The following is a 22674-nucleotide window of genomic DNA, read 5'->3' on the forward strand; positions in this document are numbered from 1 at the left end:
CATGTTCAAAAGAATCAATCGCAGGCAGGTCTTGAGAGGTATGCTCGGCGGCACTGCCGTGACCGTTGGCATGCCCTTTCTCGAGTGCTTCCTGAACAATAGTGGCACGGCCCTCGCCAATGGCCGTGCCTTGCCGGTGCGCTTCGGTACCTGGTTTTGGGGGCTCGGCATGAATAAGGAGATCTTTGTACCCGAGAGAACCGGGGCGGATTTCGACTTGAAAGAAGAGCTCGTCTCAATCCAGCCCGTCAAAGAGCATATAAATCTCTTTACCGGTTATCGCACCTTTACAGATGGCCGACCTTCTCTCTGTCACTATTCGGGCTGGGTGACTCTCCGTTGTGGCCAAGCTCCTACAGACAGGACATCTGTTCCGGGAGAGAGCCTCGACGTAACTGTCTCTGACGCCATCGGTGGCGGCACGCGATTCCGCTCATTGGAGATGACGGCGACCGGCAATCGCGAGCACAGTTATAGTTTCCGCAGTGCCCAAGCTGTCAATCCGCCGGAAATCTCGCCACTGGCCTTCTATCAGCGCGTTTTCGGGCCCGACTTTCAAGATCCGAATTCTCCAGTATTTCATCCGAATCCGCACCTCATGGTCCGCGAAAGTGTCTTGTCGGCTGTCCTCGAGGACAGCGCTTCGTTGAAGCGGAGCTTAGGTGCCGCCGATCGCGCGCGACTCGACCAATATTTCACATCGCTTCGTGACCTTGAGCAGCGCCTGGCGCTTCAGCTTGAAAAGCCCCCGCCGGCGCCCGCCTGTCGCGTGCCGCCTGCGCCAACTGACGTGACGACGATCGGTGAGGACGCTGCTTTGGTTGCTCAACGGCATCGTCTCATGACGGATATTCTGGTCGCGGCGCTCTCATGCGATCAGACACGCGTGTTCAATATGGGATATTCCGAGAGCTATGCCGCGACGACCAGAGCGGGAGTTCCAAGTTCGCACCATGCGGTGACCCATGAAGAGCACTCGAACGGACAAGGTTATCAGCCGACTCATTCCTGGTTCATTCGGCAGGCAATGAAGGAGTGGGCTTATTTTGTTGGCGCGTTGGCGAGCGTTCGTGAAGGCGACCGAACGCTGTTGGACAATGCTTTAGTGTTTGCCCACAGCGATCATGAGCGGGCCCAAAACCATTCCATGGATGGGATCCCCATGATGACTGCAGGCAGAGCTGGCGGTCGGATGAAGTCCGGGCTCCACGTAACCGCTGGGCCGGAAGATGTGGGTACGCAAGTTGGACTAACGGTCATGCGGGCCATGGGCCTTCAGAAGCGCGAATGGGGCTTTGGCTCAATGAAAGCCACCAAGGTGCTCGATGAGGTCCTTCAGGCATGATGGTCAGGATTGGCAGTTCAGTTGTCGCGACCTGGATGCTGTTATTGTGGTCGGCGGCAGACGCTTCTCAATTCGGGTTAGCCGTGCCTTCGAGCGTCAATGTCCAATTGACAGACGAGGGGCCGATTTTTGTCGGCGCCAACGGCATGAGTCTCTATTCTTTCAACCGTGAGCCGGAAGAGCGCCATCCTCTTCTGGATTGCGAGAACGAGGTTCGAGCAGAGATTTACCGTACTGGATCGGATAATTTCACCAACGAATCCGAGAATCTTGGTGCGGATTTCGCCATTTTGGCTCCGGACAGTCAAACGCGCCGCACCTGCATCCAAAAGCATCCCCCCTTGCTAGCCCCATCAGATGCTCACCCCGTCGGAAAATGGACAATCGTCCAACGCGCAGACGGCACAAGGCAATGGGCTTATGAGGGCGCGCCGCTCTACATGTCGATCAAGGACAAATTGCCCGGAGACGTAAACGGAAATATGCGAGCTGAAAAGTATTTGGACTTTAACCCGTGGAAAGTTGCCTCCGCGCCGCTCCCCGGCGCGCCGCTGGATGTCACAGTTCAAAAAACCGCACTCGGTCTAGCCTTGGCCGACGCTTTTGGAAAGGTTCTCTACTTCTCCGATTCCAATGAGACGATCAGTGATCCAAAACTTTGGCGCCCCTTCGTTGCACCGGCTCTCGCGACGAGCGACGGTCTCACAGATTGGTCAATTGTTACACGACCGAGCGTGAGGCAATGGGCCTATAAGGGAAAGCTACTGTATACCTATGCAAGGGACTCGGATGTTGCCAAGGAGTTCCAGAAGTTTCGCAACGTTTTCGGCGACCTTTATGGAAAACCACTTAAGGGTTGGCAAGCGGCTGTGTTGAAGGCGGCCCCTCAACATCCACCCGAAGTCACAATCGGAACGATCCCCAATGTATTGGCGACCTATATGTCGCAGGGGAGCCTCGATCGAAAAGTTTATGCCGATTCACAAGGCATGACGCTCTACACAATTCATTGCGTCGACAAGACCTCGGATCGCTTGGATTGCGACGATGTTGGCGACAGTCCGCGTTATTGGACCAGTTTCTGTGGAGGCGAAGACCGATGCGCCAAAATCTGGCATCCGCTCGCGACTACGGCGAGACAATCAGAAATCAATAACAACATCTGGTCCGTGATCTCGATCAATCCACGGCATCCCTTCCGCGCGATCGAAAAGGATTCTCAGGGGGTAAACGTCTGGGCATATCGAGGAAGGCCAGTTTTTACATATGAAGGAGATCGGCGCCCAGGTGACTGCAACGCATGGGAGGTCAACAACAATCAAACTCAGGGGAGTCAGATGAAGGCCTCACCGGTGATGGCCTATGAAGCTCCGCAAGAAGCGCGGAAGCATCCTGAGAATCCGTAACGATTTGGAAGCAACATGATGCGATCTGAAAATGTTTCGCGACGGAGACTCCTGTGCCAAGCGGGCACGCTGACCACTCTGGGCGCAATGTTCTTGCTCGTCGCCTGCAAAAAGGACACGACAGCGCAAGCTTGTTCGGACCAAGCAGCGACGAGTGCTGAGAAGGCGTTGCGTGACGCGCAGCATTACGTCGACCTGTCGCCCGATCAGAGCAAGACCTGCAGTGGATGTTCGTTTTTCGCGGCGGCGGACCATTCAAACACTTGCGGACACTGCCAGATCTTTAATGGTGCCGCCAGTCCAAGCGGTCACTGCGATGCATGGGCTGCAAAGGCATGAGGCGCGTTAGATTGGCTATAGGCCGTGTTCAAGCGCTTGCTGCAGCGGTTCTGATTGGAGCCCTCACGACTCCGGTTCTCGGCCAGGAGATCGCTGCGCCTGAAGGAAGGTCATTTGTCGTTGAAGGATCGGACTTCGCGGTACAAGGGCGATATTTGGCGGCCGCAGGCAACTGTATTAGCTGCCATACTGCAGTTGATGGCGAACCGTTCGCAGGCAACGTGCCATTTCAGACGCCGTTTGGCACGATCTATTCCTCAAATATAACACCCGATCCGGATACAGGGATTGGCCGCTGGACCAAGGAACAGTTTGTTCGCGCGATGCGCGAAGGCATTCGTGGTGATGGCGCCCATCTCTATCCAGCATTCCCATATCCGGCTTTCACAATTCTATCCGACGAAGATTTGGATGCGCTCTGGGCCTTCGTGCGTGGTCTTCCGGCTGTACAGCGTACTGTTCGCGCCAATGAATTGCGATTTCCGTTTAACCAGCGTTCGCTGATGGCCGTTTGGAATCTTCTGTTCTTCACGCCGGCCCGTTTACAGTTTGACCCGAAGAAGTCTCAAGAATGGAATAGAGGAGCTTACCTCGTTCGAGGATTGGGGCATTGCGGCGCGTGTCACACACCGCGTAATAGCTTCGGGGCTGAGAAAGCTGAGCTCGCATTAGCAGGAGGTCTCTACAAGGATTGGGTCCGGCCCGGTGAGATGCGACTTTGGTCAACACCCAATCTGACTGGCGCAAAGGATGGTCTGGCGTCATGGCAAACGAGCGATCTTGAACGCTACCTGAAATCAGGGCATAGCCCTCGCGCAGGCATCTTCGGTCCAATGAATGAGGTTGTTGGCAACAGTACTCGACACCTTGGCGAGGCGGACATTCACGCCATGGCCGTTTATTTGAAGGACCTTGCGCCCGCTGTCGAAATCGCGACGTCGCCCTCCGCAACTCAAGCCTCCGCCGGCCAGCTTGTTTACACCTTGCGCTGCGCGACCTGCCATCTGCCGGACGGATCGGGCAGTATCACGACGGGTCCTCCGCTGGCTGGGAGTCCAGTAGTTCAGACCCGCGATCCGGCCGCCCTGATCAACATCATTCTCTATGGTGCGCGGCCCGCACCATCACAGCAGCCGTCCTGGAAGTCTATGGATGGGTTTGCAAGCGAGCTGGACGATACAGAGATAGCCAACCTGAGCAACTATCTCAGAGGAAGCTGGGGAAATGTGGGCTCACCGGTGACGCCTGCTGATGTTGCCCGGCAGAGATAGGGCTTGTGGCCATCCTTGACGTTACTCACGGAAACCAAGTCTAGCTGATTAGCATTGTTCAGAGGCGACGCTTGAGCCGTTGAAGGAGGGGGCGGAGATCGCCAACGAAGTATAGCCTTGATCTGAACCTTCCGATGCAGCAGAAGCGTGCTGCCGTCGAGGGGATGTCCGGCCTCTTCGAGAGGGCGGCGGATTGGTGGAGAAGGCCCACGAGGCGCTGACTATTGAGGTGTATAAAGCAGATCGGCCAGAATGAAGAATGAACATGCAGATCGGTCTTCGTCACGCAAGCTCCCTCGCTGAAACGGACGGAGAAAGCGTGCGATGCTCGCTCCCGACCATCCGCCGCTGTCGATCGTCCAGCAACGCGCGCTGATCGGGCTTCCCTAGTCGAGCTTGTACTACCCGGCCGGTCGCCACGTCGCCACCGCTCCTAAACAAGGTGCGCCCTCCCAATGAAGCACTTAGTTCGTCGGGATCGAGCTTTCAGGGGCCGATCCTGGGGATCGTCCCAGCGCCGCCGAGGCTAGTAAACTATGTTGGCGCTAGCGACGGTGTTTGTAAAAGCCTTCTCGCTCCTGTATCAATTCGCGTTTCCGTTCGATTCATTTCGGTGAGATCTAGATCGAGAGACTCCTGCATAGTACGAGTTACCGGCCAATTGGGTCGTGGTGGTTCCTAACGCGCTAGCGGTTTCTCGTGACGCGGCCTTCTGGGCAATCATCGCGAACACTCTTGTCGCGTTTAGACTATCATCGTCTTCGTGGCCAACGCGATCGCTGATAGACAGCTCACAGACTGCATGCCGATCAATCGAAAAAGTAAAGATATCCAATCGCATTATTTGAACGTTGTCACGGAGGCGTCGCTTTCAGGCGATATCGCGTCGGACAGGTTTGCCGCTGCCGCGTCACGGTGAAACTCGCTCAATCGCCAGATCATCTTGATTGGTCTCGTTACTCAATGCGCAGAGAGTCTCGTTGCGCCGCTGGCGTGAAGAAGCTCCCCGCCGCTGCATACCGCAAATTGGTCATTCTTGACTACGTTCAACGTAGTACCCGATAAGGCCACGCAAAGAATGGCGAACGAAGGTAGAGCGCTCCTCCAGTAATGTTGGTTTGACGAGATGGACTATCAAATTGATCTTCGACGAGTGACGTCACCAGTGGTGCCCAATATCGACCGCTACGTCCGAAGCACGCTCCAGACGATGGCAACCAAGTGGTTGGCGTCGAATGAAATGCGTCAACACCGCAAGTTTGGAACGGAGCGCGACAGGGAAGCCGCAGCGAGCTTCCTCAACATGAGGTACGGCAAGCCCCTTGAGGCAGGTCGTATCTTTCTGACAAATGGTACGCAGAACGTTCTGTTTGTATTGCTCTCCGCTCTGGCCGGAAGAGGAGGCGCTATTCTAGTTGAAGAAATGACGTATCGACAGATACGCGAAGTCGCCCAATTGCTAGGCCTGAACCTGATCTCACTTGCCCTTGATGATGATGGCGTTCTGCCGGAAGCGCTCGAGGAGGCATGTAAAGCTCATTCGCCCAAGGTGTTATACTGCATTCCGACAGTACAAAATCCCCGTGCGATGATCATGTCGGAGGAGCGTAGACGCTCGATTGCTTTGATTGCGCAGAACTACGGAGTCGCCATAATCGAGGATGAAGCACAGGGCTTGATTCCCGTCGATGCACCTGCGCCATTTAGCGCGATCGCTCCAGAGATTACGTGGACAGTCACGGGTCTTTCCAAATGTACCTTGGTTGGCCTTCGTGTCGCCTATGTAGTCGCACCGTCGTCGAGCACGCTCACAAGCGTGATGACGCCATTTGAGTCGATGGCGTTCTGGTACACCTCCGCGGTCTCGGCAAGCGTAATTACCCAATATATCGAGAGCGGGCTTGCGGGCAGCATGCTAGCGTCGATCCAGGCAGAGGCGGCGAAACGGCAGGCAATGGCGCGCAAACTACTTCCAAGTACAATGATGCGAGGCGCCAATGGCCTTCACGTGTGGATGGCTGATCCAAGCAGAACGGGTGACCAATTGGCTGCCGAGGCCGCGCGGGTTGGGGTCCTTGTGAGGAGCGGGTCTGAATACGCAATTGATTCCAATCCGCTTAGTTCTGGCGTTCGGATTTCGCTTGCCGACGTATCGGAGTCTGATCTCTCCGAAGCCCTTTCTCGTCTATCGGTCGCTCTCGTTCGATAGTTTATCATACCGCGCTAATGAGCGAGGCCTTAGTCACCGATGACGTGCTGTCATCCTCTCCGTTGTTGCGACTGAAAGTGCTCGTAGTGTAAAGCATAGCAGGACGCGCCTAGTATGATTGCTGCGCCTAAGATGATTGAGCACACGGTTGCGACGCTGGTGGGGCAGCCGGTGTTTAAGTGCGGCCGGTCGCATTTCGCTCGCCGATTTGTCTGGTTCTGATCTCTTAGAGTCTCTTTGCCGACTCAAGGTCGCTCTTGCACCATAGTGTGCCGTGCGCCGCGGAAAAAGCGGAACCGAATATAATCAAAGCGACCCCTAGCCAAGCCGACCGAGTAGGCTGCTCGTTGAACCAGTAGAGGCCGACGACAATGCTCGCTGGGAGCCTCACGAAGTCGAAGGTAGCGCCTCGGGCAAGTCGCGCGAGAGCGTAGCCTCTGGTAAGGCAAATTTGTGCTAGGGCGGTTAGAAACCCGATGACCGCCAAGAATGCCACCGTTGATGGTCGCGGCCAAACCCAATTCCAAGTCGCGAGCGGAAGACCGATCAATGTGCTCCAGATCATGAACCCAAATGACGCTCGCTCGGGTGACTCGCCTGATGAAAGTTGCCGAACGACCATGATGGCTAAGCTACCCATCCCGGCACCGACGAGCCCAACAGCCAGCCATGGACCAGCAACTCCAAAGGTTGGTTGGACCACCAACCACATTCCGGCCAAACCGAGCAACAATGCCGCTCCAAGCCCTTTGCTCACGGTTTCCTTTAGGACCATCACGGCTAGAAGAAAAGACCAGATGGGAGTGGTGTAAGAAAGGGCCACTGCCTCAGAGAGCGGTAGCTCACTCAGACACAGAACGTAGCACAGGAAGCTCAGATAACCGAATGCCGCCCTAAAAAAATGCATCCGTGAAAGCAATATATCTCTCACGGCAAAACCGCCATTCCTGAACGCTCCAATAAAAAACGGAAGAGCGACCAAACTCCGAAGAAAGGCGACTTCGAGTGCCGGTATCTCTGGCACCACGTACTTGATTAAGGCGGATACAGCAACAAAGCTACCGCTCGATGCAATAAGATACAGAATTCCCTTCCTTTCCGAGTCAATCAATGAAAGGCCCTATCGCGATAAGATGTTCGCCAGAATTTCGACGCCACGACGTAGATCATCCTCACTTCGCGTTTCGCAGTACGAAACGCGGAGTCCCTGCATGGCTTCAGTTAGTTTCGGCTGAGCTGCAAACTGAATACCTGGACGGACAAGCACGCCAGCCGCGAGGGCCTCGGTCGCCAACTCTCTCGCATCCCGCTGGGTTGGGACCCATACGTGGAGTCCTAGGGGCCCCTCGGCGAGGTGCGGTCTGTCCAAGATGTCTGCCACAATCTTGCGCCGCGATGCCGCGACCTTTCGGATGTGTATTGTCGCTTCATGCGCAACTCTATTCGCAACGAAGGCTTGGGCAAGCTCGGCTTGTAGCGCAGCCACAAACCACATTGACATCTTACCGAAGCGATCCATCAATGAGCTTGCATCCTCGGGTCGCGGCGCCATAAGAAACGCGACCCGCATTCCCATCACCACTGTCTTGGCTAGCCCCATCACATACCAGGTAAGCTCTGGAGCGAGCGTTGCGATCGGGGCGCAAGGGTTGTCGACCATCAACGCCTGTGCGTCATCTTCGATAATGAGAACGTTATACCGTCGGGCAATCTTCGCTATCTCAACCCGTCGTTCGAGGGGCATCACGACTGCGGTCGGGTTCTGCACGGTTGGGATTGTATAGAGAACCTTCGGTGTACTTATCTTGCGGCAAAGGTCCTCGAATGCATTTGGATCCAGGCCATCGCTGTCCATCGGTATTCCTCTAATGTTGAAACCAAGCATCCCGGACAGCGCCTGCAGATTGGGGTACGTCATCTCTTCGGCAAGTAGAGTGCCGCTCCTGCCGACCAATTGATTTAGGAGAAGGAACAGAACATTCAGGGTGCCGTTGGTGACAACCAACCGATCGATGTTAGGCGTGAATGCCAAGCGCTGAGAGATCCATTGAGCGCCAGTCCGTCGATCTTCCTCCGTTCCGCGCGGCCTGTTGGTTCTTAGAATCCCCACTGCATCTCTGCGGCTAAGCCGTGTAGCAATGCTTTCCGCGAGCGATGATTCCAGAGCGGGAAAAATCGGAGGAACTGCTCGTGATAGGTCGATAATGTTGTTTCGCATTGATGCCTCCGCATCCGATTAGTCTGATCGTCTAAACCATTGTCCGGATTGATAAGCCCGCGGATGCTCCGACGCTAAAGAGAAAAATCGCGATATACATTGGGCGGGTCGGTGCTGGCACGCGAATTGACGAAACGTGCAACCCAGCAAGTGCAATAAACGAGCTAAGAATTAATGACGAGAACGCTGGCTGCTTTACGAAAGGCTGTACAAGTACGAATAGCGCAACGAGCGGAACGTCATAAGATAACGGCACACCAGTAAAGCAACGATCTGGCGATAGACCAGCGATGCTGAAGTAACTTAAGCGGAGTGCGCCTACCAAGAGAAGCATGGTACTCACGGCGGCAGATAGAACGCTTACACCGGTCAACTGCAGCACCACTACTGAGGGAAAAACGGCTCCGTATATAAGATCAGAGAATCCGTCCAAGCTCTTGCCCATCTTACCGGTTGTTTCGGAGCGGCTTCGGCTACGGCGGGCAACAATTCCGTCGAGATGATCGGCGAGCATCGCCCAGAGAGCGACCGCAACTGCAAGTTCGATGCGACCGTCGATCGCGAGAGATAGGGCAACCCCCGACAATATCACGCCAAACGCTGTGATTGCGTTTGCCGGGTCAAGCAAATATCGAAGCATAATTCTCACTCGCGGCAATCGATTATGTCACAGATGCGCCTTGCCGCTCGGTTCTGCTCCGGTCGGCGAACAAGCGATTGGCGGTACGAAGGTCCTCGGCGTTATCGATCTCGCACCATCGTAGATCGTCGCAGCGTGTCGCTGCGAGTTGCAGCCCACGGCGTTCCACCAGATACGCTAAGAGTTCTTCGGTATAAGCCTGAGTGGCTCCTGAGCCGACGAGGTCGTTGAGCGCAGGGACAATCGTCATCCGGAGGGTCGATGCTGACAGCCGAAGCAGGTTTAAAGTCTTGAAAAGCATCGGGTAACTATCCGACGAGTCGGCGCCGGACTGCTTCATACGAAAATGTGAAATGTATCCGCTCTCTGTGAGCAGTACTGCCGATCCTTGCATCGTTGATTCAAATGGCGCAACTGCTGCAACGTCACAGGGCGCGTGACGGTTGAGATAATGGAGCGCATTCTCTTCGAAAAAGACGTCTCCCTCCAGGAGATAGCTATCGCCGCGCAGGAGTGCGTCGCGCGCAAGCCAGAGAGAATAGGCGCTGCCGGTGCGGTCGAATACGGAAGACTCGACGTAATCGATATCGAGCCGCCCGAAGCGAGCGCCACAGGCATATTGAATAGCGTCTTTGCGGTAACCGACAACGATCGTAACATCTTCGACGCCCACAGCATCCAAATGTCGTAGAGCGTTGTGGAGGATCGGCGTTCCATTGACCTCAACGAGAGGCTTGGGCCGCAGATCGGTCAGCGGTCGCAAGCGGGAGCCGGAGCCGGCAGCGAGAATAACGGCGTTTTTGGGAGTATTGGCGGTCATTTCATGCCCCTTCATAATCGCAATATCGCATCGTCATACCGTGCGATGACAACGGGCCGCTCCAGCCCGGTCTTTGGTATTTCAGGTAGAGGTCCGCAGGAGAGCGAATGCCCCGAACGTGTGCCGGATACGGTTGCGACGTTGGCTTCGCAAGCAGCGTATTCACGATGTTCGTCGGCGACCATCGAGGCGCCGTTTCCTAATGTTGCCGACAGCGGAGCGGAAGGGTCGATAGAAATAGAGACCATCTTGCGCCTGCGGTAGGCCGTGTCTCGCTCAAAAGTAGCTGGGCACGAGCCGACATCCGCCGCAAGGATGATGGCGAGGCTTGCAATGCGCAGCATGATCTCAACCCTCTTCAATCGCGGGCGCCTTGCAATCGATGGTTCTGGTCCACGCATTCAGAGCTGCGGTCAGAAGCCTCAAGCCTCTGTCCAGTAATTCGAGATCGACGCCGTAGGAGAGTCGAACCCCGGCGGGATCGCCAAAGGCTGTGCCGGAAACCGTTGCGACAGCAGCGTCCATCAGCAAGTTAACGACGTCATCGGCGGTGAATTTGCGGCCAGGACGATTGGTACATCGCAGCAATTCGGTAAGATCAAGATAGAAGTAAAATCCACCTTGGGCAGCAGGCGGGGGCACCAATGACAGCGCCGAAAGGATTGAGAGCCCAAGCACTCGCGCTTTGGTGACCTGGCGCCGGAGTTGCAGTTGGAAGGCAGGATCGCCGCGCTCCAGAAAGTGGAGCAGCGCATGCTGTGCAATGACGTTGGGATTGGAGGTCGTATGACTTTGTAGCGCCTTAACCGCGCTGATGACAGGCGCGGGTCCGGCGAGATAACCAATCCGCCAGCCAGTCAGGGCTAACGACTTGGAAAACGAATTAACGATCAAAGTACGATCGCGTGCCCCTGGCGCCACCGAGACGATCGATTGATGGGTATGCGGGTCGTGGGCGAAAGCCCCGTAGCATTCATCGAAGATGATCCAGAGATCTTGGTCGATGGCGAGTTGCGCGATGCCGGCCAGAGTGCCGCGATCATAGATCGTGCCGGTCGGATTGTTTGGCGTGTTGACTACAATCGCCTTAGTCTTTGATGTAACTGCTGCCGCAAGGTCCATAAGCCGCGGCACATAATTGCTATTTCGGGTCTCGATAAAGACGGGCGTACCGCCGGCAATGCCGACCTGGGCTGGGAAGGTGCTCCAGTATGGGGCGGGAATCAGCACTTCGTCCCCGGGCGTCAGAAGAGCCATGGCCGCATTGAAGAGGGCCTGTTTGGCACCGCTTGTCACCGCAATTTCGTCGACCGACCAGGGCTGAGCGGTCTCCGCGGAAATCTTGCTAGCAAGAGCTTGGCGTAACTCTAGCAGTCCGACCGTGTCGGTGTAGCGGTTGAGATTGCGATTTATCGCGGCGATAGCGCCATCGCGCACCGAGGGCGCTAGGTCGCTCCAGACCTCGCCAGCGGTCAAATCGATGATGTCCCTGCCGCTCGCGGCAGCTGCTTTGGCGGCGACCCTCGCCGCGGCGGTGCCCGACGATTTGAATAAGGTTGTCCGGTGCGCCAACATGAGCGCGCTCCTCTCCAACTAGATGGCTATGGTTGGCGAGTGACGTGAGGTTTGCCTGGGTCATCAGAAACGAGAGCGTTACGGCTCAGCAGAGCCAATGCTGCGTCGGCCGGTCGCGATGAGAGCTCGTCGCTCTCTTTGTTGCCTAGCCACCGAAGTTGATCAACTGTTCGAGCATGATCCGGCGGTGGCTCTGTAACGGCCATCGCGCCGTCGCGCCACTTGATCATTCCGCCGGTATCAGGAAGGCAAACAAGTGCTTTATCCGAGATTGTATTGGAGCGCGATTGCATGACGGTAGTCCGTCCAAAACGAGTATCTTGCTGGGTGGATGAACCTATTGCTGTTGGTCAGGAGGAAGATATCTCGCCTCTGCACGAGCAAGCTCGTCGTACCTCAACAAATGGAAAACCTCGTCGAGTGTCGCGATATCTGCCTCAATGCCGGCAATGCCTTCCTCGGCAACAATGCGGCCGCACACGTGCCTCATTGCCGCTATGGCCGCACGCATGGAGTGATTGGCCCAGATCACTGCGGAGATACCGGCATTGCGGTATGCAGAGACGGGCGTCCGATAGTACTTCGTTGGGACGATCACGACAGGCAGACGGTGTTGCCAGGCAGCTGCAAAGGACAGGATCTCCTCCGCGGTGGTCTTGCTCGAGTGAATGAGGATCGCGTCGGCACCCGCCGCGGCGTAAGCGCTGGCGCGCAGAATAGCATCGTCCATTCCATGGCCGGCTATCAGCGCTTCGGTCCGGGCGACAAGGACCAAGTCGTCGGCGACTGTATCTTTCACTGCCCGCAGGCGGCCGGAAAATTCATCGATGTCAGCCAGGGGATGCCGATCGCCAACAAACGAGTTTATTTTCGGAAAACAGCTATCCTCCAGCGCAATCCCGGCGGCGCCACGCTGATGGAGTTTGCGTGCCAGCAGGCGCGCATTGTTGAAATTCCCAAATCCGCCATCGCCGTCAACGAGCACAGGCAATTCGGTCGAGTCCACTATGCGCTCAACAACGTCGACAAGTTGGCTCCAAGAAGCCTCGTTGGCGTCGCGATAGCCGAGAGAGCTGGCAATGGACAGGCCCGACGCCCACAGGCACTTGAAGCCTACGCGCTTGGCAATCGCGCCCGAAAGCGCATCATGAGCTTCCATCAAGAATGAGAGGGTGGTCTTGGAGCAAATTTCATCGCGCAGAATTTGTGAAAGTGAGGAGCCTGCGCTTCGCTCAGGTTGATTGATGACCGCCGATTTTGGTTGATATTGCATGCCGATTCCTTGCAGGTGCGTTGACCTGTCGGGGGCACAGTGCGTCCTTAGTCGAGTTCTCGAAGGCTAAGTCGTTTGGGCAATCCCGCAGCTCAGTCAACAGGTGACATGCTTCCGTCATTTTGATCAATCACCATCGTTGGTAGTTGACCGGCGCGTAACGCATTCCACCTCCCGATATAAAATAACCCACGCGTTTTCGGCTAACCGCCAAGTGCAGGATAGTGATCGTTGATTGGCGGTAAGTCGAAGAGCGCACGTGGTAGACGACCAGCAAACCTCATCAGCGCGCAGCTTCCTGCGTTGCTCGATCTGGCTAAATCTTGGGCTCTTGACTTCGCTCATGGTGTGGCAAGGCCTGGTCTATGCAATCTGGTGGACGTGTTTCTATCCCTGGTGAACGCAGCGATCGTTGATTGTAGTATGTGCTTCGCTCTCGCACATCTGTAGCGAGCAAAGACATCTCCAGCCGCGTCGTTCGATATCCACCAATGTCTCAGCTGCTGCAATCGGTGGTGTCCCATTTCCGACGTAGGTCGCGCTTGCTTCAATCGCATGATGCGCCGCAATGGCTCGTCGAGTTTCTCAAGCGCTTGTTTCTGCGCGGAGTTCGGCGAGTGCCGCGACTGGTACGAGACTTGCTGTTCTCATCCCAGGTCCTCTGAAGTGATAGAGGACCGGGTGCGCGGTATCGTCTCCGTCAAGCAGGTTGTCGGCTCCTCGCAGATCTGCGTGCGCTCGTAACCTATAGCCCGTAGACCAGAAGGAAGCGGACCATTACCAGCCTTATCCCAACCGGAATTCCTGCGTGGTGCAGTTCGTCCAAAAGGCGCCGACTGATCCCCACGATCATATCGAATGCTGCAATGATCCTCGACGTCGCGCATATTGGCACTCGAAGCCACATAACCGGCCGCTGGTATTACGTGACGCGCTTTCGCGCGGGGCGGGGTTGCGCGACTGGATTTCAGCCAAGTGCAGCACAAGGTTCAACTGCAGGAGCCGGGCAAACGCCGCGCAGATCGGCCGCATCTGGTGCCGGCGAACAACTCGGAAAGACAGGGGCTTTTCGAAAGGATGATGGGTGAGCAAAAACTGAAGCGCGTCGCTCTATTGTGATGATTTGCTGAGGCGCCTCGAGCATGAATATCAGGTGGGTTGCAGCTGCGCTAGCGCCAGGCGCCGAACCCGGAGAGCATCGATAAGAACTGGTACGGATGATATTTGTTAGAAAGAGGTCCGCGATCCTGGGATTCCACCTCATACGCAAGTTATGTGTTGCGGCCATTGCGAGTCTGGTCTCGCCGCAAGCTGGCGCAGAAGATGATTTGATGAAGGCTGCTAGGGGGACGTTCAAGTCGATCCCCTCGGTGGTTCCTGCGGTGAAGGACAACCCGGTCACCCACGAAAAGGTCGAACTCGGCAAGATACTGTTCTTCGATCCGCGAATGTCGGCTAGCGGGATCATTAGCTGCAATACTTGTCACAATCTAGGTACCGGCGGGGTGGATGCGGGTCCGACGTCGATCGGTCACGGCTGGCAACTGGGGTCACGCCGGGCCCCAACCGTCTATAACGCGGTCTTCAATGTGGCGCAGTTCTGGGATGGGCGGGCGCCGGATCTCAAGGCGCAAGCAAAGGGCCCAGTGCAGGCGAGTGTTGAAATGAACGCGACTCCCGAGCATGTGATCAACACGCTGACCTCGATGAGCGACTATGTGGTCATGTTCAAAAAGGCGTTTCCAAACGAGGCGTCGCCAGTCACCTTTGACAACTTCACCAGGGCGATTGAGGCCTTTGAGGCGATTCTCATTACGCCCGCAGCCCCTTTCGATCAGTACCTTGAAGGCGATCCAAATGCTCTCAGTGATCGGCAGAAAGCAGGATTGAAGCTATTCATGGAAACAGGATGCTCCTCCTGTCACAATGGAATCAACGTCGGCGGACAGGATTATTTTCCGTTTGGCGCGGTCGAAAGGCCAAGCACAAGCCTGCTTCCGGCCGCCGACAAAGGCCGATTCGCGGTCACAAAGGTGCCCAGCGACGAATACGTTTTTCGTGCGGCGCCGTTACGCAATGTCGCGTTGCGACCGCCATATTTCCATTCGGGTCAGGTTTGGAGCCTTAAGCAAGCTGTCGGCGTGATGGCTGAAGTTCAGCTTGGCGCCAAGCTTAGCGAAAAGGAAGAGAACGATATTGTCGCATTTCTGAATTCGCTGACCGGGCAGCTGCCCAAGATCGAGTATCCGATACTGCCGACGCGAACCGACACCACGCCACTGCCGTCTACTGGAAAATAGCATGTTTCACTCTGTAGCGGCGTGTTCTCGTTGGATCAAAAGATGGCGCAGGCAATCAGGCGTCAGCCAGCGGCCAAGTGCCGCTAAGCACCACGATCTCTTTCAACCAGGGAAAGATCTTCAGCCCGGTCCTTGCTACATATGGGGCAGACCCATGCGTCGGCGCCGATCCACATCTTGGAAGAAGTTGTCCCGCGCCGCGCCGAGTGAAAAGCACGATGCCCAAACTAAACGGTATATCGACGTAGACAACTATTAAGTGTTGCAATATAAAAACACACGTATCGATTGCGAATTTTCAAAGAGAGGTTTATATGCAGAGCGCTACCTTTCTGGAGCGACATGGAGTCGGCGATGCGCCAAGAAAATGGGAAACTGACAAGATGGATGGCTTTGGCTGGCCTTGGGCTGCTATTGGCGGCACCCGCACGGGCGCAGCCCATCTGGACGTGGAACAACCAATACGGCTCGGTTCTGGCGGTCAACAGCTACGACCAGAGCACGGGCGCCATTTCCGGCACCTATACGAATAACGCGACGAATAGCTGCGACGAAGGCGCCCCTCAGGCGATGACAGGCTGGCTGGCCCAAACCAATAGCGGCACAGCGATCAGCTTTACAGTCAACTTCGGGGGCTGCGGCTCAACGACCGTGTGGACGGGACAGCTCAATGTCGCATCGGGTTTTCAAGTGCTTTGGATCCTTTCGCTCGCCGAGCCCGTGGTATGGAATGGGATCAGTGCCGGCGCCGACACTTTCACGTTCGGCAGCGGCGACAAGTCGAAATTGATATCCGCTGGTCAAGGGACGACCAAGGACGGGCCGGGCGAGAAACTCTCCAACACGAAAAACCGCAAATAGCACGACCTTTCGCGTGACGACGTTCAGCGTCGTCACGCTGACACTAGCAAATGAAGTCACTCTTGCGCTGGCGCCGCTGCACTCACCGAAGACTTGACAAAGAGCCGCCTGAGACATTCGCCAGTGCTTTCGAGGAGGAGCCAAATCAAGCATGCTGCCATTTGCTACATGGCTCAATCCGATTGCTTGCTGCGTTTCCACGTGACGGCGAGCAGAATCGCTGTATGCGAAAGATCAGCCAGCATCAAACAAACGAGTGCTCCTGGTGTTCTGGCACGTATATTCCTAGCAAAATATTTGTTGCATCTTTGTGCGCGAGTCTTCTCCACTTATAGTCGGCTTGGCTGCTTGTCCGTTCTTGGTCTGGACGCGGAAATGCAAGAACTGATGGGGATCCCCAAAGGCAATCGGGCACCCATCTCGCGGCGTTCTCGCAAATCATCCCCGAACGTGATCAACGCGCCTCCCCGAACTGAATGTCCTCGCTGCCGCCAATTGGCTTCTTAACGGAAGTGTGAGTTTCGCATCTGAAGCCATAATGCTCGAGGGCCGGTGAGAGAACCCTCCCAGCGTGGGACTGTCCAGCGTTGGGCTGCTCGGACCGGCTCACGGTTGCGAGCTCCGGCTGATCTCAGATCGATCGCCAAGGAGCCTATTCCTTAAGCCACTATCTGCACTGGGAGGGCGGAATAGCCGTGCACGAAGTTAGATGCGACGCGTTCCGGCTCGCCGACAATCTTGATGTCGAGGCGCCTATTCAGCATTTCCTCCCAAAGGATCTTCAGCTGCAGTTCCGCAAGGTGTCTTCCGACGCAGCGGTGGATACCGAACCCGAACGAGAGATGTTGCCGTGGGTTCTTCCGATCGATGATGAAGCTGTCGGCCTGGTTGATGGCCTCATCGTCCCGATTGCCGGAAATGTACCACATGACAACCTTATCGCCTCGTCGGATTTGCTTGTTGCCTATCACGACATCGACCACGGCAGTACGGCGCATGTGTGCGATCGGCGTCTGGTAGCGTATGATCTCGGAGACGGCGCTCGACACCAGCCGAGGGGTCTCGCGTAGCTTCCTCAGCTCGGACGGATTCTGGTTCATGAACAATACGCTTCCAGTCATTGAATTGCGCGTGGTGTCGTTCCCGCCCACGATCAGGAGGATGAGGTTTCCCAGGAACTCGCGTGGCTCCATATTCCGGGTCGCTGCTGAGTGCGCCATCATCGAAATCAAGTCGGCGCGGGGCTCCGCATTTTTGCGCTCGTTCCAAAGTCTTGTGAAATAGTCCAGACACCCGGACAGGACTGCACGTCGCTTCTCCCAGGTGTCGATCTCGTGGCCAGTTCGCGGAGTTGTGGCGGCGACGTCGGACCAATAGGTCAGCAGCCGCCGATCCTCAAACGGAAAATCAAACAGCGTAGCCAACATTTGCGTCGTCAACTCGATCGAGACCTTGTCGACCCAGTCGAAGGATTCATCGCGTGGCAAGCCGTCCAAAATGGCCTTGACCCGCCGACGGATCAAGCCCTCGAGCTTGGCCAGATTCTCCGGCGCCACTATCGGACTGATCGTGTTGCGCTGCTCGCCATGTTTCGGAGGGCTCATCTTAATGAAGCTCGGCGTCCAATACTGCTCCGGCAAGTCGACGATCGTGACGCCCTGCTCCGACGAGAACACTTCGTGAAGCATGTCTACTGCAATGATGTCGTGGAATTTTGTTATGGACCAATATGGACCGTAGGGGCTATCTCTACAGTAGTGGATGGGATCCTCCCTTCGTAACCGCTCGAAGTAAGGCCATATGCTATCATCCTGAAAGCGCTTGACCTCGCTGACATCCAGATCGCTCAGAAGAACATCGTTTGCCCCCTCGCGCGCGTGACCTGCCAATATTGTATTCATGATCGCCCTCCGGCCTTAACCTCTTATCTTGCTTTCGCTCGCCTGGCCGAATCGCCACGACGGCTCTGAGAGCTTCGCGCGATTTGTGAATGGACCGACCCCTCGTTTCCCGTCCGCTGCGGCGCTTTCGGTTGCGAGCGATTGATCGGTTTGAATGGTCGAACAATATCGCAAGCCGGAGCGCGGCTCCCCTATCATGATTGAGAGGAGCGCGAGCTTGCGTTCACTGATATAATCGTTTCTTCGCACAACCGCTCAGCTGGTTGCGGCGTCATGGCGAGCCATCGCTGAGTTCTGATGACGGCTTGGCCGGTCAGGGCTAGCGGCTGTGCGCTGACTGAACTCGATCTCGTCGCTGAATGTCAGACCGAGAACGAGTTTGGCAAGTGGTTGTGGCCGCCGAGACGATGCCAGCTTTACTGTGCGACCGATCGATCTGCCGGAGTTCTTGGCCGGGCTCGCTCCGTGCCCGACCGGTATCGAGGCGTGCGCGATTGCGCATCATTGGGCGCTCTCATTGATAGCGCTCGGCCACGAGCCACCGGCTTGTGCCGCCGAGCTACGTCAAGCCTACCTCTAGCGCGGCAAGAACGACGCGGCCGATGCGGAAGCAATCTGCGAGGCGGTGAGGCGACCGACCATGCGCTTCGTGCCGGTGAAGAGCGAAGAGCAGAACCTTTTCCCTCTTGGCAGTGGACTTCCACCACCTGCTCCTTGCCGGTTTCCCGGCGCACCAATTGGAGTGCTAGATCTGACTGAGGCGCAGAGGCATCCGGAGTCAAATGCTTGTTAGAAATGAAACTACCGATACGCGCCCTTGCCGACGAGCGAAATGATGTCATCGAGCGTCGTCATGACAGCCACCGATTCTTCTCTTGGCAACGAGGCGTCACGGCAAAACCAGACTGCTCGGCATCCCGCGCCGCGTGCGCCCAGAACATCCGAGCGAAAGCTATCACCTACCATTATGACCCTGTCTGGCGCCTCACGCAAAAAGTTTAGACAGGCTTCAAAGGCGGCTTGGCTGGGCTTGCGATAACCGCAATCGCCGCAGAACATGACAAGATCGCAGTTGCGGCTGACATTTGTATGCCGAGCTACCTCGGCTCGCCACAACCTATGGCTCGTTCCCCAAGGCGTATTAGACAAGATCGCCGTCCGGTAGCCCATACGGCGAACTGTAGCAATGACTTTCTCCGCTTGTGGCATGAGCTGGCCACTAGCAAAGATTCTTTTGCAGAGGCGCAGCTCGAGTAGGGTTGCATCCGCGTCATCAATGTCGGGGGCCAGTACGCATCTGAACCGGTCGGCGAAAGAAACCACACGACAATCCTCGCGTTCTCTGTTCAGCGCCTGCAATGTTGCGCTAGCGATGGATCTCGGCGCTGTAACAGTAGCCAAATCTGTAAAGCTGGACGGATCGGTGAGGAAATCATGCAAAAACTCAACCTGTTCGGCCTCGGTCCGTAATGGATAGTCGCAAAGGGTGTTACCCCAGTCAAAGATGATGGCTACAGGCTTTCTCATCTTCACGGAAGCGCGTTAAGCCGATCTAGAAACGTTCGCCACTGGCGGAGAATAGTCTCTGGATCTTTGCCCTTACGCCAAAGGTCCTTATCTAAATCATTTGACGCGTGCTTGGCTCGCATGCAGTCTGGTGAGACCTCGCCAAATATCGCATCGCCTTCGGCGGTGATAAAAAAGCAAATATCGAGGAGTTCAATTTGGCACGATGCCAAGACCCTCGCCAGCGCCTCGAAGGCGAGCAAAGCCAAATGCCTGGCAGCATCCGTATCGATGAAGCGGTCCGCGAGCCAATTCGGCATGCATTCGTCCCGATGTGGTAGTGGGTTGCGCCAGTCGAAGCGCACATAGGGTTCGTGTCGCTGATCGGGTCGGAGATATCCGCCATGACGCGTTGGGAAAGTCTCCAACCCGCGGTAAATATGTTTTGGTGTCCCGACATAGGCGGCTTTCACGATGACCTCGATAGGCGGAGCCGCAACTCGCCGACTGATGTAATAGTCTTCACCAACGTGAACGATCGTGGAAGGCACACCCTCAATCTCTAGCATCCGCCAAAGCCGCTCGCTGATGCGTAGACGTAACCGGTCGGTACCCTCAACTGTGGCAGCGCGATTTGCGGAGTATGAAAACAACGTGGGCTTTAAACGCACGATGACGTTTTGATCATCGATAACGCGGATCACCTTCGATTCGCCCTCTATCAGCAAAGGCAAATCGTCGAACATGGAGCGCCAGTGGTCCGGATATGCAAACGCGGCTCGTTCAATAGGCTGCATTGGGATTTCCACCTATTCATTATGTTTCTGCGTAGAGGTACCAGTCCTGTCGTACGCACGGGGCGCTTCGTGTTCGTACAGCCCGAGGGCATCACGACGAAGGCTGTGAGTGACCGAGACCGCGCCGCAATCGTCCGGACGTACCGTTGCATACCGCCTCGTTCCGATTACAAACGGGGTGGCCCAACGTAGGGTATTGTCAGGCGCTGGATCCGCCCGACATCACCGATTGCTTGGTGATGCCCTTCCAACACGCAAATGACGTGCCGAACTGAAAACTGGCGCTTCTGCAAGCCCCTGAACAAGTATCATCAGGAGCGTTGAATCGTGCGTCGCGTCACATTGCGCGAACTGTCTCAAAACCGACAATCGGCACTGAATGATATCCGACAAGATTAGTTGGACTGTAACGAACTCCGATGTTGGATCTACGTACGTGGTTAGAAGGGCACACTTGTGCGTCTCCCAGCCGAAGGCTCGACGCCAAAATGCGCGCGAGCGAAGAGGTCCTTGGTACCCTCAGCATGACCGGAACAGCCGCGCGTACGCATGCCGCCGCGCCGGGTTGAAAATTCAAGGCAGTTTCGAAGGCTCCGCTGCCTCCGTCACATTCGGAATACGCCGTAATGCGGCGAGGTGATTGGGCTGTTGAGCGAGGCACTCAGAACGATTGCAAGCGCGTTTCTGGTATCGACGGGATCAAGGATGCCGTCATCCCACAATTCGGATGTCGCATAGTACGCGCTCGACCGCTGTCGATATTCGTCCAGAATCGGCTGCCGAATGGCTGCCAGCTCCTCCGTGGAGAGGTGCCCATCGTGCCGGGCCAGCTGTCTTGCCTTGACGTGTGTGAGGACGCCCGCTGCCTGCTCGGCGCCCATCGCCGAAATCTGAGACTGCGGCCAAGTAAACACAAAACGCGGATCGAAAGCCCGTCCCGCCATAGCGTAGGTTCCCGCTCCATGGGAGGCGTTACAGACGATCGTGAATTTTGGCACAGATGCCCCGGAAACGGCCATGATCAGCTTTGCGCCGTCCTTGGTTATGCCACGCCGTTCGTAGTCGCGGCCGACCATAAAGCCGGTCGTATTCTGCAAGAAGAGGAGAGGCGTTCGAGACTTGTCGCACAATTGGATGAAGTGAGCGCCTTTCAGTGCGCTTTCGCTCAACAGCACACCGTTGTTTGCGAGAATACCAATCTGATAGCCATGCAGACGCGCGAAGCCGCACACAAGGGTCTCGCCATAACGTGGCTTATGTTCGTGGAACCGGCTGCCATCAACCAGGCGCGCGATGATCTCCCGCATATCGAATTGCGTCCGGGGATCCCTCGGAATAATGCCGTACAATTCGGACGCACTATAGGCGGGAGGCTCCGGAGCGGCTTGGTTGATCGAGGCTTTTACAGGATCGTTGAAGCGAGCGACGATGTCTCGCGCAATTGCAATCGCATGCAGCTCCGAACTTGCAACGTAGTCGCTCGTCCCCGATACGCTGGTATGCATTTGAGCGCCGCCAAGTTCTTCGGCGGAAATCTCTGCGCCGGTGGCAGCTTTGACGACCGGGGGACCGCCCAGAAAAATCGCTCCCGTGCCCTCAACGATGATGTTGTAGTCGCTAAGCGCCGGGACGAATGCGCCGCCGGCGCTGCAATGGCCCATGGCTATACCGACCTGCGGTACTCCCATCTTTGAGAGAATGGATTGGTTGCGAAGGATTCGACCCGCATGATAGCGATCCGCGAAGAACTCCGCCTGCAGGGGCAAGAAGCCGCCGGCACAGTCACACAAGTGAACGACCGGCAGACGATTCTCGATCGCGATGTCCAAGGCCCTCACGATCTTCTTGACCGATAGCGGATACCATGCCCCGCCCTTGACGCTAGCGTCATCTGCGTGAATGACGACCTCTCGACCCGCGACAATGCCGATCCCAACGACCTGAGCGGCTCCGGGCACCTCACCGTCATAGGCTTTGTTAGCGGCCAGTGTCGAAAGCTCGAGGAACGGAGTGTCTGGATCAAGCAAAGCCTCGATCCGATCACGCACAAACAGCTTGTTTTGCCGCTTGAGACGCTCAAGATCCCGTACCGGGCGCTCGAAGCGGGCGGCATGCTGGCGCTCCTCCAATTCGGTTGCAAGTCGCTTGTTATGAAGTTCGTTGAGCCGAAAGTCTTCCGACCTGACATCCACCTGAGACGAGAGCTGCTGCAT

At 56.2% G+C, this 22674-nt stretch carries 18 protein-coding genes and 1 pseudogene; 8 read left to right on the forward strand and 11 right to left on the reverse strand.

Annotated features, from left to right (window positions below):
- Nucleotide 1: 1 nt before the first annotated feature.
- The 4 genes from YUA_RS0123725 to YUA_RS44845 all read left to right on the forward strand — a co-directional run bounded on the left by YUA_RS0123725 (nt 2) and on the right by YUA_RS44845 (nt 6570).
- Entirely contained in the window at nt 2-1345 is a 1344-nt protein-coding gene (locus YUA_RS0123725) for a DUF1552 domain-containing protein (protein ID WP_027532940.1), read from the forward strand.
- A complete protein-coding gene (locus tag YUA_RS47040) occupies nt 1342-2751 on the forward strand; it encodes a hypothetical protein (protein WP_027532941.1) in 1410 nt (469 codons plus the stop codon). Before YUA_RS0123725 ends, YUA_RS47040 begins: the two co-directional genes overlap by 4 nt.
- A 350-nt stretch (nt 2752-3101) precedes the next feature.
- Nucleotides 3102-4361: a cytochrome c gene (locus YUA_RS47525; protein WP_198029498.1), complete on the forward strand. Its 1260-nt coding sequence runs from the start codon at nt 3102-3104 to the stop codon at nt 4359-4361.
- Nucleotides 4362-5487: 1126 nt separating this feature from the next.
- Complete coding sequence (locus tag YUA_RS44845) at nt 5488-6570, forward strand: PLP-dependent aminotransferase family protein (RefSeq protein ID WP_084292816.1); 1083 nt, start codon at nt 5488-5490, stop codon at nt 6568-6570.
- Nucleotides 6571-6796: 226 nt separating this feature from the next.
- Here the strand turns inward: YUA_RS44845 and YUA_RS52685 are convergent, their stop codons facing one another.
- The 7 genes from YUA_RS52685 to aepX all read right to left on the reverse strand — a co-directional run bounded on the left by YUA_RS52685 (nt 6797) and on the right by aepX (nt 13096).
- The gene (locus YUA_RS52685) at nt 6797-7681 is read right to left on the reverse strand and encodes a DMT family transporter (RefSeq protein WP_027532943.1); all 885 of its coding nucleotides are present in this window, start codon (nt 7679-7681) and stop codon (nt 6797-6799) included.
- A 9-nt stretch (nt 7682-7690) separates the two neighbouring features.
- Nucleotides 7691-8788: a PLP-dependent aminotransferase family protein gene (locus YUA_RS44850; protein WP_084292817.1), complete on the reverse strand. Its 1098-nt coding sequence runs from the start codon at nt 8786-8788 to the stop codon at nt 7691-7693.
- Nucleotides 8789-8819: 31 nt separating this feature from the next.
- The gene (locus YUA_RS0123760) at nt 8820-9428 is read right to left on the reverse strand and encodes a CDP-alcohol phosphatidyltransferase family protein (protein WP_027532944.1); all 609 of its coding nucleotides are present in this window, start codon (nt 9426-9428) and stop codon (nt 8820-8822) included.
- A gap of 22 nt (nt 9429-9450) precedes the next feature.
- Nucleotides 9451-10248, reverse strand: coding sequence for a phosphocholine cytidylyltransferase family protein (locus YUA_RS0123765; RefSeq protein ID WP_027532945.1), 798 nt, complete (start codon nt 10246-10248; stop codon nt 9451-9453).
- 11 nt (nt 10249-10259) lie between these two features.
- A complete protein-coding gene (locus tag YUA_RS50145) occupies nt 10260-10592 on the reverse strand; it encodes a hypothetical protein (RefSeq protein ID WP_156947208.1) in 333 nt (110 codons plus the stop codon).
- 4 nt (nt 10593-10596) lie between these two features.
- Nucleotides 10597-11823 carry a pyridoxal phosphate-dependent aminotransferase gene (locus YUA_RS0123770; protein ID WP_027532946.1) on the reverse strand — a complete coding sequence of 409 codons (1227 nt, stop codon included), beginning with the start codon at nt 11821-11823 and terminating at the stop codon, nt 10597-10599.
- Nucleotides 11824-12160: 337 nt separating this feature from the next.
- Nucleotides 12161-13096, reverse strand: a complete 936-nt coding sequence (gene aepX / locus YUA_RS0123775) for a phosphoenolpyruvate mutase (RefSeq protein WP_084292818.1) — start codon at nt 13094-13096, stop codon at nt 12161-12163.
- Between the two features lie 975 nt (nt 13097-14071).
- Between aepX and YUA_RS50150 the strand changes: the two genes are divergently transcribed.
- The 3 genes from YUA_RS50150 (at nt 14072) to YUA_RS0123795 (ending at nt 16257) form a co-directional block, all read left to right on the forward strand.
- Nucleotides 14072-14215: a hypothetical protein gene (locus YUA_RS50150; protein ID WP_156947209.1), complete on the forward strand. Its 144-nt coding sequence runs from the start codon at nt 14072-14074 to the stop codon at nt 14213-14215.
- A gap of 98 nt (nt 14216-14313) precedes the next feature.
- Nucleotides 14314-15396 (forward strand): cytochrome-c peroxidase, encoded by a 1083-nt coding sequence (locus YUA_RS44860; protein ID WP_051383352.1) that lies wholly within the window; start codon nt 14314-14316, stop codon nt 15394-15396.
- 354 nt (nt 15397-15750) lie between these two features.
- Nucleotides 15751-16257, forward strand: coding sequence for an avidin/streptavidin family protein (locus tag YUA_RS0123795; RefSeq protein ID WP_027532948.1), 507 nt, complete (start codon nt 15751-15753; stop codon nt 16255-16257).
- Between the two features lie 659 nt (nt 16258-16916).
- Here the strand turns inward: YUA_RS0123795 and YUA_RS0123800 are convergent.
- On the reverse strand, nt 16917-18158 hold the full coding sequence (locus YUA_RS0123800; RefSeq protein WP_051383353.1) for a cytochrome P450: 1242 nt from the start codon (nt 18156-18158) through the stop codon (nt 16917-16919).
- A 445-nt stretch (nt 18159-18603) separates the two neighbouring features.
- Between YUA_RS0123800 and YUA_RS51850 the strand changes: the two are divergent.
- Nucleotides 18604-18831: pseudogene (locus YUA_RS51850) on the forward strand (IS110 family transposase); the annotation flags it as partial.
- A gap of 128 nt (nt 18832-18959) precedes the next feature.
- Here the strand turns inward: YUA_RS51850 and YUA_RS0123805 are convergent.
- The 3 genes from YUA_RS0123805 to YUA_RS0123815 form a co-directional block, all read right to left on the reverse strand.
- Nucleotides 18960-19685: an HAD family hydrolase gene (locus YUA_RS0123805; RefSeq protein WP_035971735.1), complete on the reverse strand. Its 726-nt coding sequence runs from the start codon at nt 19683-19685 to the stop codon at nt 18960-18962.
- 2 nt (nt 19686-19687) lie between these two features.
- A complete protein-coding gene (locus YUA_RS0123810) occupies nt 19688-20461 on the reverse strand; it encodes a phosphoribosylaminoimidazolesuccinocarboxamide synthase (protein ID WP_027532951.1) in 774 nt (257 codons plus the stop codon).
- Nucleotides 20462-21066: 605 nt separating this feature from the next.
- Complete coding sequence (locus YUA_RS0123815; RefSeq protein ID WP_027532952.1) at nt 21067-22674, reverse strand: acyl-CoA carboxylase subunit beta; 1608 nt, start codon at nt 22672-22674, stop codon at nt 21067-21069.

This window comes from Bradyrhizobium sp. WSM3983 (genome assembly GCF_000473045.1).
GTDB lineage: Bacteria > Pseudomonadota > Alphaproteobacteria > Rhizobiales > Xanthobacteraceae > Bradyrhizobium.